Annotated in this window: 15 protein-coding genes and 2 pseudogenes; 6 read left to right on the forward strand and 11 right to left on the reverse strand. The window is 71.8% G+C overall.

Annotation, left to right across the window (positions count from 1 at the left end):
• Positions 1-575: 575 nt before the first annotated feature.
• The 4 genes and pseudogenes from ACWGIU_RS10440 to ACWGIU_RS10455 all read right to left on the reverse strand — a co-directional run bounded on the left by ACWGIU_RS10440 (position 576) and on the right by ACWGIU_RS10455 (position 3,217).
• Complete coding sequence (locus tag ACWGIU_RS10440) at positions 576-1,016, reverse strand: hypothetical protein (RefSeq protein WP_453704314.1); 441 nt, start codon at positions 1,014-1,016, stop codon at positions 576-578.
• Positions 1,017-1,180: 164 nt separating this feature from the next.
• Positions 1,181-1,459: pseudogene (locus ACWGIU_RS10445) on the reverse strand (MerR family transcriptional regulator); the annotation flags it as partial.
• Between the two features lie 231 nt (positions 1,460-1,690).
• The gene (locus tag ACWGIU_RS10450) at positions 1,691-2,500 is read right to left on the reverse strand and encodes a N,N-dimethylformamidase beta subunit family domain-containing protein (protein ID WP_453704316.1); all 810 of its coding nucleotides are present in this window, start codon (positions 2,498-2,500) and stop codon (positions 1,691-1,693) included.
• Between the two features lie 45 nt (positions 2,501-2,545).
• The gene (locus ACWGIU_RS10455; protein WP_453704318.1) at positions 2,546-3,217 is read right to left on the reverse strand and encodes a hypothetical protein; all 672 of its coding nucleotides are present in this window, start codon (positions 3,215-3,217) and stop codon (positions 2,546-2,548) included.
• A 1,045-nt stretch (positions 3,218-4,262) separates the two neighbouring features.
• Here ACWGIU_RS10455 and ACWGIU_RS10460 point away from each other — a divergent pair.
• Positions 4,263-4,562 carry a hypothetical protein gene (locus tag ACWGIU_RS10460; protein WP_453704320.1) on the forward strand — a complete coding sequence of 100 codons (300 nt, stop codon included), beginning with the start codon at positions 4,263-4,265 and terminating at the stop codon, positions 4,560-4,562.
• A 309-nt stretch (positions 4,563-4,871) separates the two neighbouring features.
• On the opposite strand, the gene ACWGIU_RS10465 is transcribed toward ACWGIU_RS10460, so the two are convergent.
• Positions 4,872-5,216 (reverse strand): hypothetical protein, encoded by a 345-nt coding sequence (locus tag ACWGIU_RS10465; protein ID WP_453704322.1) that lies wholly within the window; start codon positions 5,214-5,216, stop codon positions 4,872-4,874.
• 32 nt (positions 5,217-5,248) lie between these two features.
• Between ACWGIU_RS10465 and ACWGIU_RS10470 the strand changes: the two genes are divergently transcribed.
• Positions 5,249-6,448 carry a threonine aldolase family protein gene (locus ACWGIU_RS10470; RefSeq protein WP_453704324.1) on the forward strand — a complete coding sequence of 400 codons (1,200 nt, stop codon included), beginning with the start codon at positions 5,249-5,251 and terminating at the stop codon, positions 6,446-6,448.
• A gap of 534 nt (positions 6,449-6,982) precedes the next feature.
• Here ACWGIU_RS10470 and ACWGIU_RS10475 read toward each other — a convergent pair.
• A complete protein-coding gene (locus tag ACWGIU_RS10475; protein ID WP_453704326.1) occupies positions 6,983-7,954 on the reverse strand; it encodes a helix-turn-helix transcriptional regulator in 972 nt (323 codons plus the stop codon).
• 98 nt (positions 7,955-8,052) lie between these two features.
• On the opposite strand from ACWGIU_RS10475, the gene ACWGIU_RS10480 reads away from it, so the two are divergent.
• A complete protein-coding gene (locus tag ACWGIU_RS10480; RefSeq protein ID WP_453704328.1) occupies positions 8,053-8,688 on the forward strand; it encodes a TIGR03086 family metal-binding protein in 636 nt (211 codons plus the stop codon).
• A gap of 108 nt (positions 8,689-8,796) precedes the next feature.
• On the opposite strand, the gene ACWGIU_RS10485 is transcribed toward ACWGIU_RS10480, so the two are convergent.
• Both ACWGIU_RS10485 and ACWGIU_RS10490 read right to left on the reverse strand, forming a co-directional pair.
• On the reverse strand, positions 8,797-9,285 hold the full coding sequence (locus tag ACWGIU_RS10485) for an SRPBCC family protein (protein WP_453704330.1): 489 nt from the start codon (positions 9,283-9,285) through the stop codon (positions 8,797-8,799).
• Complete coding sequence (locus ACWGIU_RS10490) at positions 9,264-10,226, reverse strand: short-chain dehydrogenase/reductase (RefSeq protein WP_453704332.1); 963 nt, start codon at positions 10,224-10,226, stop codon at positions 9,264-9,266. Before ACWGIU_RS10490 ends, ACWGIU_RS10485 begins: the two co-directional genes overlap by 22 nt.
• Before the next feature lie 143 nt (positions 10,227-10,369).
• Between ACWGIU_RS10490 and ACWGIU_RS10495 the strand changes: the two genes are divergently transcribed.
• Positions 10,370-10,843: a DUF1360 domain-containing protein gene (locus ACWGIU_RS10495; RefSeq protein ID WP_453704334.1), complete on the forward strand. Its 474-nt coding sequence runs from the start codon at positions 10,370-10,372 to the stop codon at positions 10,841-10,843.
• Positions 10,844-10,935: 92 nt separating this feature from the next.
• Here ACWGIU_RS10495 and ACWGIU_RS10500 read toward each other — a convergent pair whose 3' ends face one another.
• Both ACWGIU_RS10500 and ctaD read right to left on the reverse strand, forming a co-directional pair.
• Entirely contained in the window at positions 10,936-11,274 is a 339-nt protein-coding gene (locus ACWGIU_RS10500; RefSeq protein ID WP_453704335.1) for a hypothetical protein, read from the reverse strand.
• Positions 11,275-11,287: 13 nt separating this feature from the next.
• A complete protein-coding gene (gene ctaD, locus ACWGIU_RS10505) occupies positions 11,288-13,024 on the reverse strand; it encodes an aa3-type cytochrome oxidase subunit I (RefSeq protein WP_453704337.1) in 1,737 nt (578 codons plus the stop codon).
• A gap of 261 nt (positions 13,025-13,285) precedes the next feature.
• Here ctaD and ACWGIU_RS10510 point away from each other — a divergent pair, with 261 nt between their 5' ends.
• Complete coding sequence (locus tag ACWGIU_RS10510; protein WP_453704339.1) at positions 13,286-13,738, forward strand: DUF4383 domain-containing protein; 453 nt, start codon at positions 13,286-13,288, stop codon at positions 13,736-13,738.
• 49 nt (positions 13,739-13,787) lie between these two features.
• Positions 13,788-14,249: an SPW repeat domain-containing protein gene (locus tag ACWGIU_RS10515; RefSeq protein WP_453704341.1), complete on the forward strand. Its 462-nt coding sequence runs from the start codon at positions 13,788-13,790 to the stop codon at positions 14,247-14,249.
• Positions 14,250-15,009: 760 nt separating this feature from the next.
• Here ACWGIU_RS10515 and ACWGIU_RS10520 read toward each other — a convergent pair.
• Positions 15,010-15,136: pseudogene (locus tag ACWGIU_RS10520) on the reverse strand (Hsp20/alpha crystallin family protein); the annotation flags it as partial.

The raw sequence follows: 15,136 nt of genomic DNA on the forward strand, positions 1-15,136 counted from the left end.
GGTGAACTCCACGTCGGTGCCACCGCAGCCGGCCGCGATGTCCGGCAGGCGGCCGCGCTCCGCCTCGTCGGCTGGGAGGTCCGAGCGCGGTGGCCACCGCTTCGGTCGGCATACCCGTCGCCGCACCGTCGGCCGGCGGTCTCCCGGCCCATCCGGGCGGCGGCCCGCTCCAGCACGCCAGCCGCCCGTGGCGCGGCCAACGGCGCGTCCGCGGCCGTGGCGGTCAGCTGCCCGGCCATCCGGGCCGGGAGCGCTGCCGGCCATTCGGGCAGCGGCACGGCAGCATCGGGGCGACGGAAAGGTGCGCAGTCCGGTCCGCGAGCGCCCGCGAGGTCGACGTCCGCTGCGTGCGGGGGCTGGTCGCCGGTCGGGTCCCGGTCCCGGGGTACGCGGCGCACCGGGCCACCCGCACGCGCCCACGCACACCGCCCGGAAAGGGCTCAGTGCGCGGACGGCGCGCTCGGCCGTCGTACGCCGGCCGGTGCGTCGTCGACGGCATGTCGCAACCGCTCCCGACATCGGAGTACACCGGGCTCGGCTCCACCTCGACGCGCGTGGGCGCCTGGGATCCGCTGTCAGCGGCGGCCGGTGGACAGGATGACGAGGAACTGGCCGCCGCCGGCCTGGATGTCGGCCGTCACCGGCAGCCCTGGTACCAGTCGGGAGAAGCGGTCCACCAGCCAGTCCGCCGCCTCCTGGGCGTCCTTCCTGGTCGGACAACGGCCCACCATCTCGCGGCCGCCCTTGCGCTCCAGCCTCTCGGCGACGGTGATCAGCGGCGCGGGTTCGACCACGTACAGGCGCTCCGGCCAGGCGATGACCACCTTGACGGCGCCCTTGCGGGTGTTGCACCCGCGGTGCGCGAGCCGCTCGGCGACCTTGGCCTTCCGGTCGGCGGTCCGGCTGTCGACGCTGGGCCCCCGCGGGTCGTTCACCGACTCGTCGGGGTCGACCGGTTCGTCACACACCCAGCAGCGCCAGCCGTCGCGCTCGGCCACATCATCAAGGAGACTCATCCGAGCAAACTAACCTGCCCGGGCGCCACCCCCGCACCAGGGCCCTGGCAAGGCCTCGACACCGGCCGGCCCCGCGGACCGCTCACCCGGCAGCCGCAGTCGACCCGCCCCGCCTTGTACACGGGGCGGGCGGCCACCGGCCTGCCAGCGCCGGGGCGCGGGAGGATCCGGTCCCGCTCCGCGAGCAGCCGCTGGTGGTGGCCCCGCGGGGCGTCCACCTCGTCGACCCTCGCTGCAAGGATCCGGCCGATCTCCGGCAGGCCGACGCCCAGCGCCCGCAGCACGAGGATCTGCCGCAGCAGCAGAAGCTGGTGCTCCTCGTAGGAGCGGTGGCCGTTGGCGCCGATCCGGGCCGGCGGCGGCAGGCCGGTCTCGTCGTAGTGGCGCAGTGTCCTGGCGGTCACCCCCGGCATCCGGGCCACCTCTGAGATCGGCCGGTCCACCACGCCTCCCGCATGGGTGTCGCCGGGCCGGCTGCTGCGGCCGGGCCGCCGCTCGCCAGAGCCGTGGCCTATGGGCCGGCGCCCAAGGGCTGTCCCGTAGTTTCCGGTGTATCGGCGCACGGCGTCGGATGCGGTGTCGCAAGGCGGAGGGGCGCCCCCGTACTGGGTGTATTCGGGCGTTCCGGCAACGCGGCGAGGTGCCGTGGCCGGCGTCGTGCGTCCCGCCGGGGATTACGGGACAGTCCTTAGCTGGGCGGCGGCATCGGACCGCGCTGCCGGCCCCCGCGCGAATGCCCTGAGGACGTTGGCGGTGACCGTGCGTGTGAAGTGCCGGGCGCGTGCGTCCAGGCCGTGGTTCCCCTTGCCGCCCCCGGTTCCGCTCGCGTCGAGGGCCTCGACCCAGCGCATGGTGCCCGTCGCGAAGACCGCGGCCCCTCCCGGCAGGGAGGTGTACGCCGTGTCCGCGTACGAGGGCCTCCCCTTGCACACCACCGGCGAGTGCGCGAGGACCTCGACCGGCCCCGGCGCCGGAAAAGACGGGTTCACCCGGTCGAACTCGATCCCCACCAGATGCGGAAAGGAGACGCCGGCCCGCGCCCCGGTACCCGCCAGGAGCCAGTGGTCCGGACGGGAGACGACATAGGGGGCGTCGACCGGATAGCCGTCGTAGATCACGCCGAGCAGCGAACTCTCCGGGTCGGGGGCGGGCGCGTGCCTGAATTCGTTGGTGGGCGCATCGCCCTGCCGGAAGCCGGGGTCCCGGGCGTAGTCGTCCTTGTAGCAGACCACGATACGGTCCGGCCCGACCGGGGAGGGGGCCCAGCGGATCCTGCGGTAGCAGCAATTGGCGCCGAGCACGGCCAGGTTCATCCCCCTGTCGCGGGCCCGGGTCACGTGATGGCGCTGCTCGGGGGTCCAGTATTCGTCGTGGCCCAGCGACACCATGGCGGCCGCCCCGCGCAGGGAATCCGGATCGCGGGCCACGTCCAACCCCGTCGTGTATGCCAGGGGAAGCCCCAGACTCTCGGCGAGCGCGATCACGGGCGCCTCGTAGACGAGGAACTGGCCGGCGCGCGTCCGGGGTGCTCAGTCTGTGAGGAAGGCACCTTCGCGGCAGGCCGGGCAGACGAAGACGTAGCCCAGCTGGCCGCCGAGGTTCATCGCGGTCTGCGAGGAGATCCCTTCCTCCAGATGCGCCGCGAAGTCCATCGTGCCGGCGCAGGAGGGGCATGCGGGCAGTCGGTCGTCCTCGAGGTAGGAAGGGCTGCCTCCGAGTGACCCGAGCACTTCACGCTGCTTCCCGAACCGTTCTTCGGGTTCCCGCTTCCATCCCGAGCGGGCAAGGTCGTAGGCGTCAGGCGCGATTTCGCCGTCGCTGTCGTCGCCGTCGTGGTCCTCGTACTCCTCGGGGTCGAGCGTCACGACCTGGGTACGGATGGCCGAGACGGCGGGCAGCAGCGTCACTCCCGTCTCGGGCACAGCCACCGGCTGCAGTTCCGGCCGGGGAAACAGGTGGACCCGGTTCGCGCCGGAAGTCGCGTCCCAGAATTCGCATGCGCCGGGGTCGTTCTGGCACACGAACACCGACAGGACGCCGTCCTCGACGGGGAGATGGGCGAAGAACTGCAGCGGCCCTCCACAGCCGGAGCCGCACATGGGCCACGTGAATCCCGCAGGAGCCAGCGGCACGCCCCCGGTACGCGGGACGTCGGAGCCGGCCGGAGCGCTGCCGTCGTAGATCATCAGAGTGGTCTGCATGGCGACAGGCTACGGGCGGCCTGTGACATGACCGGTCGCGTCATGGGCGGCCTCGCCTCGTCGGGGCCCTGCCGCTGCGCCTGACCGGCAGCGGGAGGGGCGGGCAGCCGGGCCGCGTCACCGCCGACCTCGGCCGGCTCACCGCCGGGGACCGCGCGCAGATCGGGCGGGCAGTCGCCCTCGTACGCCGGTCCCGCCCCCGTCCACCTCGGCATGCCGGGCGTCGGGCCGGCTCCTGCCCGACGGCCGCCCGCCTGCGTGCCTGCGTGCCTGCGTGCCTGCGTGCCTGGTGCCTGTGTGCCTGCGGACCTCCTCGCGTGTCCGGCCTCTCCTCTGCCGCAAGGAGCCGGCCCGCTCGGCGGCTGCGCGGGTCGTGTCCTCGCGCGGGTGGAGCCGGGGCCGGCGGCCCGGCGAGAAACGTGCGGCGGCCCGGACAGGGAACCTGCCGAGTAGGCCGGTTCAGGGCCGGGTTGTGGGAGCCGCGGTCACCATGCGTGTCTGCGGGCGGATGCCGGAGCCACGACATGACGTACTGTCAGAACGTTTACACATCGTCCGGGGTTGTGTTCGTTTTTCGAGTCTGGGACCGTCACTCGAACAACTCACCCCCCTCACAGCGGACTTCGGAGCGCAACGCCCCCGGGCAGCACCGCCCGGCGCCCTGACCCGGCGCGGCGATCGGGACTCAACGATGCCCTTTGCGCATCCCTCTTGCTTGCGGTTACGGCCGCCGGAGGGCACCAGCCGCTTCGCCAGGACAAACTGGGAGACCAGGCAACAGTGAAACGCACGAGCACCCTCGCACTGACCTCAGCACTGCTCGCTTCATCCGTCCCGCTCGGCCTCGCCACCATGGGAGCCGGTACGGCGCACGCCGCGGCCCGCACGTACTTCGTCAGCCCCAGCGGCAACGACGGCGGTCACGCCCCGTTACGGCCCGGGGCGGACGCCGCCCGGCATCGCGAACGCGGACGGGTCGACCCCGGTCCCGCTCGACGACCCGGCACCGCCACTTCCCACCGCGGCGCCGGCCCGCCCGGGCCCGGTGGCGGAGGTACCGCTGAGCGAGGCCGAGCGCTGCGTCGCAGACCGGCACGCCCGCCGGATCGCGGAAGCTCTGCGGAAGGCCGCCCCCGCCGGCCACGAGGCGCTGCGGATCTCCCTGACCGGACCGGACTACCCGGCGGCCCGGATCCAGCGGAGGCCCGACGGTGACAGCACCCGGGTCGACCTGCGCCTCATGGGCGGCGTTGCGGTCCTGGGGAGCGCCGGCAACGGCCCCGCCCGGACCGTCACCGTGACGACGGAAGACAGCGCCGCCACCGCGGCCGCCCATGTCTCCTGACCGGTCCGCCCCGGGCCGCCGGAAAGCCGGTGCTCGCGCCCACGCCGAAGCGAAGCAGCAGCCGCCCTCGCCGAGGCGGCCGGTGGCGACGGCGTGGCCCGTCCGCCCGCGCCGAGTCGGCCGAGGGGACGTCTCGCCGCTGAGGACCTTCACGAAGGCAGTCGGTCGCTTCCGGGACCTGAACATGCGCCGGCGGGGCTCTCGTTCAGGAAAATGTGCGGCTCGGGTTCGCTCTCGCAGATATTTTTGCGGTGATCCATTGACCGGGACCGAGGCGCCCGGATAGAAAGCTCATGATCAGCATCGCGATCACGGGTCCGGTCCGTACAGCACCGCCTCGGGGGGCGGCGAGGTGTACCAGGCGTCGGTGAGCTGGGGCCTGTGCTTCGGGCTCGCCCCGGCGCGCCGGCAGGGGGAGGACCGGGCGGTGTTCTCCCTCGGCGCGGGCTCCAGCAGTTCGCCGGGCCGTGGCTGATGACCTCCCTGGTCGTCGGCGCGGCGGCGACCGGCCGGCTGGTCCTCGCGGCGCTCTTCGCCCTGCTCGGGCTCGCCGCGCCGCCGTTGGTGCGCGGCCTGGAGGAGGCCCGCGCGCGGACGGAGCCGGCGCAGGCCGGGGGCGGACCGGCCGGCGTGCGTCCGGCCCCGATGTGTCATACCCGTACGACCGAAACAAGTGAGCGAGCACCATGCACCTGCAGCGACGACACGATCCGGACGAGCGCGGCTTCGCCAGCGACAACTACGCGGGGGCGCACCCCGAGATCCTTGCGGCGATCGCCCTGGCCAACGGCGGCCACCAGGCCAGCTACGGTGCGGACGTCTACACCGAGCGCCTCCAGGAAGTGGTGCGCGGCCACTTCGGGCCCACCGCGCGCACGTACCCGGTCTTCAACGGCACCGGCGCGAACGTGTTCGCGCTCCAGGCCATGCTCGACCGCTGGGACGCCGTGGTCTGCGCCGAGTCGGCCCACATCAACGTCGACGAGGGCGGGGCGCCCGAGAAGGTCGCCGGGATCAAACTCCTGACGGTGCCCACATGGGACGGCAAGCTCACCCCCGAGCTGATCGACCGTCAGGCGTGGGGTTTCGAGGACGAGCACCGGGCCCGGCCCAAGGTCATCTCGATCGCCCAGTCCACCGAGCTCGGCACCTGCTACACGCCGGACGAGATCCGTGCGATCTGCGACCACGCGCACGACCTCGGCATGCTCGTCTACCTGGACGGTGCCCGGCTCGCCAACGCCGCCGCCACCCTCGGCGTGTCCCTGCGCGAGATGACCACCGACGCCGGCGTGGACGTCCTCTCGGTCGGCGGCACCAAGAACGGGCTGCTCTTCGGTGAGGCGGTGATCGTGCTCAACGAGAACGCGGTGCGCGGTATGGCCCACCTGCGCAAGACGAGCATGCAGCTGGGCTCCAAGATGCGTTTCATGTCGGTGCAGTTCGAGGCGCTGCTCGGCGGCGACCTCTGGCTGCGTTCGGCGGCCCGCTCCAACGCGATGACCCGGCGGCTGTACGAGGCGGTGCGCGACCTGCCGGGCCTGGAGATATCCCGCCCGGTGCAGGCCAACCAGATCTTCGCCGTCCTGCCGCCGGCCGTCACCGGGCGTCTCCAGAAGCGTTTCCGCTTCTACACGTGGGACGAGCGGGCCGGCGAGGTCCGCTGGATGACCTCCTTCGACACCACCGAGGACGACGTGGACGCGTTCGCGGAGGCGATCGCGCAGGAACTGGCGGCGGAGCGAGGCCAGGGGGCGGCGGGCGCGCTGACCGCGGCCGAGCGCGAGGAACTGGTGCGACTGCGCCGCAGGGTCCGCGAGATGGAAGAGACGATCGAAGTGCTGGGGAAGGCGCCCGCCTTCTCCGCGGACCGCGTGACGAAGTAGCCGGTGGCGGAAGCCTGGGGGGCGGGCGGGCGTTGTGGCCCCCGGGCAGGGGAAGCGGAGGAGGAGTGTGCGTACGCGCAGCCGGCGGCCTGCCCGAACGCCCAGGGGGGGTCGTCGGCGTCCCGCTGTTCTTGGGCGGTGGTCCAAGGCATCCCCCGCACGTCGTGGGCTTCCGCGACGGCGGCGAGTGGCGGCTGGCCATCACCGGTGCGAGCACGCACGGACCGCTGGAGGGCACGTGGGGTGACTACCTCACCTGTCACCGCCATGACCCGCAATCCTCGGAGTGGGTGGCCTCCGGCTACACCCTCCAGGGCGGGTTCGACCGCCGCAAACGTGGAACCGAGGTACGTGCACTTCGGCGTCGGCAGCTGACCGGGTGCGGGCCCGGCACTCCGGCGCCGTACGCGCCGTGCCGCCGGGCCTCCCACGGGGTGCAGGTGGAGCGCCCGGCAGCCCTGTCCCGACTTCGTCGTGGTCCTGGTCGACGGGATCGAGCGTTCGACGGGCATCCCGGGAGCGGTTCGCCATCGGCTACCGGCCGTGGGGTGCGTGCGGTTCCTCCCCCGCGTACATCCCCGCGAGTTCGGCGGCGATCCGGGCCAGCCACTGGCGTACCTCCGGCGGCTCCAGCACCTCGACCCGCGCTCCCAGCCCGGCCAGATGTGCTGCCAGGGCCTTGGCGGCGGGGCCGTCGACCCATACCTCGGTCCAGCCGTCGGGCAGCGGACCGCCGACGCGGACGCGGCCGCCGAGGAACCGTTGCAGCAGGGCCAGCGTGTCGGGGCGGACGCGGGCCCGGGCGGTCACCGCGTACATGCCGTCCTGGAAGGCTCCGGACAGCGTCCGCCACGCCGTGGCGAGGTCGAAGTCGGGCGGCCGGGCGACCGGTTCGCCGGTCGGCTCGACGGAGGTGACCCGGCTGAGCCGGAAGGTGCGCAGTCCCTTGTCCGTACCGGCGACCAGGTAGTCCACGCCCGCCTTGGCCACGAGCCCGAGGGGGTCGACGGTGCGTTCGCCGGCTGGTTTGCCGACGCCCGCGTAGCCGAGGCGGACGCGGATCCCGTCGACGACGGCGCCCTGGAGTGCGGAGCGGTGGGCGGCATCGGCGGTGACGGCGTTGCGGGACCAGTCCGTGGTGTCGACGACCCCCGCGCGGGTCGCGGCTCGGGCCTGCTCCCGCAGGGTCGGCGGCAGGGCCCGGACGAGCTTGCGCAGGGTGGTGCGCAGCTCGGGGGTGGCCGACAGCGGGCCGGTGACGAGGAAGAGCGCCCGGATCTCGTCGGCGGTCAGCCCGGTGAGGTCGGTACGGGCCCCGCCGACGAGGGACCAGCCGCCGCCGCGGCCGCGCTGCGAGTAGACGGGGATGCCGGACGTGGCCAGGGCCTCCAGATCTCGGCGCGCGGTGCGCTCGGACACCTCCAGTTCGGCGGCCACCTGGGGGACGGTGACACGGCCGCGTTCCTGGAGGAAGAGCAGGGTCGCCACCAGCCGGTCAGCTCTCATGTGTTCTTTTTCCTCTTTCGGGGGTGCCGCGTCGTCGCCTTTCATTCTCTTCGGGAAACTGGCCAGAAGGTGGCCACTTCTGCTTGCAGGATGAACCCATGAACAAGACCGAGCAGCTCGTCGAGACCCCGTCCGACTCCACCGTTACCGTCACCGCCCCCTCCTCCTTCGATCCGCGGACCGACCTCGCCGCGGCCGTCGAGCTGGCGGGCCGTACGCTGGCCGCCGTCCGGCCCGAGCAGTACGACGCCCCGACCCCGTGCGAGGAGTTCGATGTACGGCGGCTGTCGAGCCACCTTGTCGCCGTCGTGCGCCGGATCTCGGTGATCGGGCGCGGCGAGGACCCGTTCAGCGTGCCGTCCTTCGCCGACGAGGTCGCCGACGGGGCGTGGGCGGCGGCGTGGGTGCCGGGTGCCCGTGAGGTCGCCGAGGTGTGGGCGGATCCGGGTATCCTCGGCCGGCAGCTGCGCCTGCCGATGGGCGTCCTGCCGGGCGCGGCCGCCGCGGCCGTCTACACCCACGAACTCACGGTGCACACCTGGGACCTGGCCAGGGCGACCGGACAGGACCCGGACTGGGACGCGGCCCTCATCGAGCGGGTGATCGGCGTCGTACGTCGCGCGCTGCCGGCCGAAACCCGTGGTGGGCGGATCCCCTTCGCAGAGGTGGTGGCCGTGGATCCCGGGGCTCCGGCCATCGACCGGCTGGTGGCCTGGGCCGGGCGCCGGCCCTGAGGGCCCGGGTCGGGGGGACGGCCTCCTGGGTCGGCTACCGGGGTTCCTGACCCAGGATCGAACCGCGGCACCCGCCGGAGCGGCTGACGGGACACGGGTTCGCGCCCTTCACCCCTGTGTCCCGACGCCGCTCGTTCCTGGGCGAGTACCTGTCGTCGCTCCGTCGTGGGGCTCCTCGACCACGTTCGCCAGTCTTTTGAGCATGTCGCGGTGGCGCAGCTGGATCAGGGCGTCGAGCGCGGCGTTGTGCAGGCTGCCGCCGACGCCGCGCAGGGGGTGTTCGTCCACGATGACCAGGGATTCCTCGCCCCAGGAGCGGATCTCGATCGCCACCCGGGCCGTTCCGAGCGGGCCGCTGTCGATTTCCAGCTCCAGCTCGTCGGGCTCCTTGACCCGCCGCACCACGGTCGTGCCGGAGGCGGTCCACGGCCCGAGGCGGACGGTGTACTCCAGGGCGGAGCCGAGCTCTGGCCACAGCCCGCGGGCCGGCTGCGAGTCGCTGGTGCCCACTACCCAGTCCGCGTACCGGGAAGCGTCGGCGAGTGCGGCCCACACCTCGTGCGGGGCGGCGTGGATCAGGCGGTGTCGTACGGCCATGGTTCATCCTCGGGCTGGTGGTTTCCGATGACGGTGCGCTTCGAAGGCGCGTCGGTGCCGGCGGCGGCGGTGCCGCCGGGTCCCAGGAGGCCGGTGGGCGGCAGGGGCTCGTCCCTGCGAGCCCCGAGGACCCGCCGGGAACGGTGGGTGACGACCGACGGCAGGCAGGCCCGCCCCGCTTGGACCGCGCGCAGCCACGGTGGGGCGTATATGTGGGCCGACCTCCGTTCGATGCCCCGGATCATGGCGCGGACGAGGGGAGTGGTCTCGTGCGTGACGGAGGCCGGCCACGGGAGGTGCGTCCGCAGCTCCCCGAAGACAGCGGTGCGGTCGGCAGCACGGATCATCTCGGTGTCGGCCCAGCTCAGATAGGCGATGCCGACGCCTACGTGTTGGTGGGCCACTTCGGCGCGCAGTGCGTGCGCGAATGCTTCGACGCCGGATTTGGACGCGCAGTACGCCGTGAGGAGCGGCGCGGGTGCCAGGGCCGCCAGGGAGGCGACCTGGAGGTAGTAGCCGTGGGTGCGCCGCAGATCGGGCAGGAAGCAGCGCGCGGTCAGGGCGCTGCCGATGAGGTTGACCTCGACCACCCGCCGCCATACCTCGGGATCGCACGCGTGGAGCGGCCCGCCGAGGGCCACACCCGCGTTGGCCACGACCACGGCCGGCGCGCCCAGGGTGCGGCGCACGGCTTCCCCGGCCACGGCGAGTGCGTCCGCGTCGGTCACGTCGACCGTCCAGGAGGCCGCCGGGCCCGGCAGCTCCGCCGCCAGCCGGCCGAGCCGCTCCCCCTCCAGCCCCAGCAGGGCCACCCGGGACCCTCGCTCCGCGAGGGCGTACGCCACGCCTTGGCCCAGGCCGCGGGCGGCGCCGGTGACCACCGCGACCCGGCCGTCCAGGACGCCTGCGCCGGTCCGGTGCCGCCGGGAGTGGGTCCTCATGCCAGGCACCTGCCCGACCGGCTCTCCTCTACACGGCGAGGCAGGTGGGACGCGTGTCCGGGTGGGGGCCGGGTATGCGCCTCCCAGCATGAGGGGTTCGATCCCGCGGCCTTACGCCGTGCGGGCGGAGGGAGGCGGTTCCCATGGGCACGCTTGGAGGTCTGCGGTCCCACGGCGGGCACCTCTGCACGATGGCCGTGTTCGCCGGCTACACGGCCGGCTGGGCCGTGCTGCGCCGGCGGACGGGGCGTCCTTGGCCCGCCCCGTCAGGCCCCTGGGAGCTTCTGCTCACCGCAACGGCTGCCTTCCGGCTCAGCCGTCTCATCGGCAAGGCCACCGTGACGCGCCCCTTGCGTGCCCCGTTCACTCGGGTGGACTGCGTCGGCGCGCCGGCAGAATTCAACGAGACCCCGCGTGAGGACCCGGGCCGCAAAACGATGGGCGAGCTGATCAGCTGCCCCTTCTGCCTCAGCGTGTGGGCCGTGGCCTCCTTCGCCGGCTCCCGGGCCGTCTGGCCGGAGGCCACCCGCACGGCCTCCGAAGCCCTGACCGCTCTGACCATTTCGGATGCCCTGCAGTTCGGGTATTCGCAACTGTCGAAACGCGCAGACCGCTGAGGGCTGTCGCGGCGAGGTGCCGTGGCTGTCGTCGTGCGCCCGCCGGGGATCACGGGACAGCGGCGGCTTCCCGGGGCAGGGCGGGCGGCCGCTCAGCGTGGTCGGCAGATGTCCATCGCGAGGAGCCCCAGGGTGGTGGCGATGCTGAGGAGGGTGACGGCGAGCATGCGGCAGCGCAGGGTCTCGTAGCGGCGGGAGTATTCCTCCTTCAGTTCCTGGCTGCGTTGGGTGATCTCGAGCAGGACCTGGCGCGTGCGGGCCAGGTGGCGGGCTGTGTAGAGGCGGACGACCTCCTCGCGCTCCGCGTGAGCGAGCCAGGGCAGCTCGTCTGCGAAGGCGTCGGCCTCGCGGGCCGCGCGGTGACGGGCGGCGCGGCCCATCAGGTAGCCCTCCAGCTCGGCAAGGCCGGCCGCCGCCTCGTCCTTGTGCATGGTGTCCGCCTCTTCAGCGGTCGGAAGCGTTCGGCCCCGCTCCGGGCGCCTGGCGGTTGTCGGGATGGTCCAGGACGTCGCGCCGGCCGTGGTGGTCGCCGGCGTAGTCGAAGGCTGCGATCTCGGGGTGCTGCAGGTCGAAGGCGGGGGATTCGGAGCGGATGCGGGGCATGGTCAGGAAGTTGTGCCGCGGGGGCGGGCAGGAGGTGGCCCATTCCAGTGAGCGGCCGTAGCCCCAGGGGTCGTCGACGGTGACCCGGGGGGCGTATTTGGCGGTCTTCCAGACGTTGTAGAGGAAGGGAAGGGTGGAGCAGCCGAGCACGAAAGCGCCGATGGAGGAGAGCGTGTTGAGGGCGGTGAAGCCGTCGGCGGCGAGGTAGTCGGCGTAGCGGCGGGGCATGCCCTCGGCGCCGAGCCAGTGCTGGACGAGGAAAGTCAGGTGGAAACCGATGAACAGGGTCCAGAAGTGCATCTTCCCCAGGCGTTCGTCGAGCATGGTGCCCGTCATCTTCGGCCACCAGAAGTAGAACCCGGCGAACATGGCGAAGACGACCGTCCCGAAGACGACGTAGTGGAAGTGGGCGACCACGAAGTAGGAGTCGGTGACGTGGAAGTCCATGGGGGGCGAGGCCAGGATGATGCCGGTGAGGCCGCCGAAGAGGAAAGTGACGAGGAAGCCGATCGACCACAGCATCGGGGTCTCGAACGAGATGGATCCCCTCCACATGGTGCCGATCCAGTTGAAGAACTTCACTCCTGTCGGCACGGCGATCAGAAAGGTCATGAAGGAGAAGAACGGCAGGAGTACGGCGCCGGTGGCGAACATGTGATGTGCCCACACCGTCAACGACAGTCCTGAGATCGCGATCGTGGCACCGACCAGGCCGAGGTAGCCGAACAGCGGCTTGCGGGAAAAGACCGGGAAGATCTCCGTCACGATCCCGAAGAACGGCAGCGCGATGATGTAGACCTCGGGATGCCCGAAGAACCAGAACAGGTGCTGCCACAGCAGTGCTCCCCCGTTCTGCGGGTTGAACACCTGCGCCCCGAAGCGGCGGTCCGCCTCCAGCACCAGCAGGGCTGCTGCCAGGACGGGGAACGCGAACAGCACCAGCACGGAGGTGAGCAGGATGTTCCAGGTGAAGATCGGCATCCGGAACATGGTCAGGCCCGGTGCCCTCATGCCGATGATGGTCGTCGCGAAGTTGACCGAGCCCAGGATGGTCCCGAAGCCGGAGAGAGCCAGGCCCATGATCCACATGTCGCCGCCGACATAGGGGGTCCGCTCGCCGCCGCTGAGCGGCGTGTACGCCGTCCAGCCGAAATCGGCTGCGCCCTGGGTGGTGAAGAGGCTGCCCACCACGATCAGCCCTCCGAAGAGGAACAGCCAGAACGACAGCATGTTCAGCCGGGGGAACGCCACGTCGGGTGCCCCGATCTGCAGGGGCATGATCGCGTTGGCGAACCCGGCGAAGGTCGGCGTCGCGAAGAACAGCAGCATGATCGTGCCGTGCAGGGTGAAGATCTGGTTGTACTGCTCGCTCGAGACGATCTGCATCCCCGGCCGGGCCAGCTCGGCTCGCAGCAGCAGCGCCATCACCCCGCCGATGATGAAGAACCCGAACGACGCGATCAGGTACAGGTGACCGATCTTTTTGTGGTCGGTGGTCGTCAGCCATGAGACGACCACCTGCCCGGGAGTCCTTCCGGGGGTGGGAACGGGCGCGATCGGTTCGGTCGTCGTCACCATCGGCGGACCCTTTGCAGCAGGTAGGGGCGGTCAGCGCGCCGTGACCGCCGTCTTTCGGCAGTTCACGCGTTCCTACCTGTCTACCGGCCCGGCCAGGCCGGGTGCCGCCGCCCCGCATGCGCGTACAGGTGAACCGCCTTCCGCGGTGTTGCCCCGGTGAATTCCGTGGAGAGCGAGGGTGTGACTGCGTGGGGCGGAGGTGGGTAGCCGCTGGTTCAAGACGGAGTGAGTGCACCGCTGGTACTGGTTTGGAGGCAGCACATGACCACCTTCTCCACCTCGCGGACTCGTACCCGGGCCCATGTCCAGCAGGCCGCCCTCGTCGTGGGGGCCGTGTTCCTGCTGGTCGGCATTCTGGGATTCGTCCCGGGCATCACCACCGACTACGACACCCTCGCTTTCGCCGAGCACCATTCCGAGGCCAAGCTCCTGGGCATCTTCCAGGTGTCGGTCCTCCACAACATCGTGCACCTCCTCTTCGGCGTGGCCGGCCTCGCGATGGCCCGCACCGCGACAGCGGCCCGCGCCTACCTGATCGGAGGGGGCATCGTCTACCTGGTGCTGTGGCTGTACGGCTTGCTCATCGAATACGACAGCGCCGCGAACTTCGTACCGGTCAACAGCGCCGACAACTGGCTCCACTTCGTTCTGGGCCTGGGCATGATCGCTCTGGGCATCGTCCTGTCGCGGCGTACGCGTTCTGTCCGTGGATGAACCGCGTATATCGCACCTCCCGGCGGCAGCGGGCAGGAGAGGAGGAATCATGACCGTTTCCACCGTGCGTACGAGGCCGCCGTCCGGGTCCCCGCCTCCGCCGGCCCTGCGGAAGGCCCAGCACGATCAGCTCATCGGGGGCCTGATGCTGCTTATCGGCCTGGTTCTGTGCGCCGTACCCATGGCGCAGCAGGACGGGGCGAAAGACGCGCAGGTGAACGAGGCCATCATCGGCACGATCGTCGTGTTCGCCGCGGGTTCCCGGGTCTACCGGGGCGCAGGCGTCCGATCGGATCTGATCGTCGCCGTTGCCGGGGCGTGGCTGCTGGCGTCGCCCTGGCTGCTGTCCTTGGGCAGGACCTCCGTGTACGGCGGCAACAAGGCGTACGACGTGGCGCTCGGCAGCGCCCTGGTGATCCTGGCCCTGATCGGGCTCGTTCTCCTTCGCGGTCGGCCCGCCAGGAAGACCCGGGCCGCCTCTTCCGTGACGCGCGGTCAGGGGCGCAGGTGACCGGTTCGCTGCCGCGTGCGGGGCGAACCCGCGCCTGGGTTCTGTCTCTTGGTCGGTGTCGGCCCGGCCGACCGGCCGGCCACCCACGTGTGTCAGGCGTCTCCCTCTTGTGTGGGGCCTGCGGTGACGGTGGTTTCGTCGAGGTACCACTGCTGCGCCGTGTCGGCAGCGGCAAGGTCTTGAGGCGCGGGCCGCTCGGCATCACCTCCGCCGAACCGCGATCATCGCCAGAACCGTCAAGTCCGCAGGCACCCCGCACGGGCCCCACGCCCCCGGAACCCGGCCATGGGCGTGCCTGAACGGGCCGTTCGCGTCCCGCTCACGGCCACACCGCACCCTCGCGGTTGCCGCTGAGGGCTGCCTGCCTGGTGACGGTGACTCGTATGTTTCAGGGTGCCGCAGGGAAGCCGAGGTCGGCGGATACGCGCGGTTCGTCGCGCCAGGACTGCTCGGCCCGGATCGTCCTGCCGGTCGGGTTGTGCCGGGTGCCGCAGCGCTTGGAGAGCCGGCCCGCCAGAAACAGGCCGCGGCGGGCTGGGGCTGTCGTGGTACGGCCTGGCCGAAGAGAAGGGCGTAGCCGTCGGGGAGCTGGTGGAGGATGCGGGCGAGGAGGTCGAGGTCCGGCGCCGGGTCCTGCGGGGCGGCCGGGCTCACGCCGGTTCGTGCGGCCAGTCCGCCAGGGGTGAGAGGTCACGGTGCGGAGGACGGGGGGTGCCGGAGGGGGAGGGTTCCCCGTCCTCCGCCGCTGGTGCGCGTTCGTTCAGCCGGAGATCTGCTTGCGGCCCTCGGGGGCGCCGATCGTGATCTTGCGGGGCTTGGCGCGTTCGGCGATCGGGATCCGCAGGGTCAGGACACCCGCGTCGTAGTCGGCCTCGATGTGCTCGGTG

This window comes from Streptomyces sp. NPDC054840, from assembly GCF_053611065.1.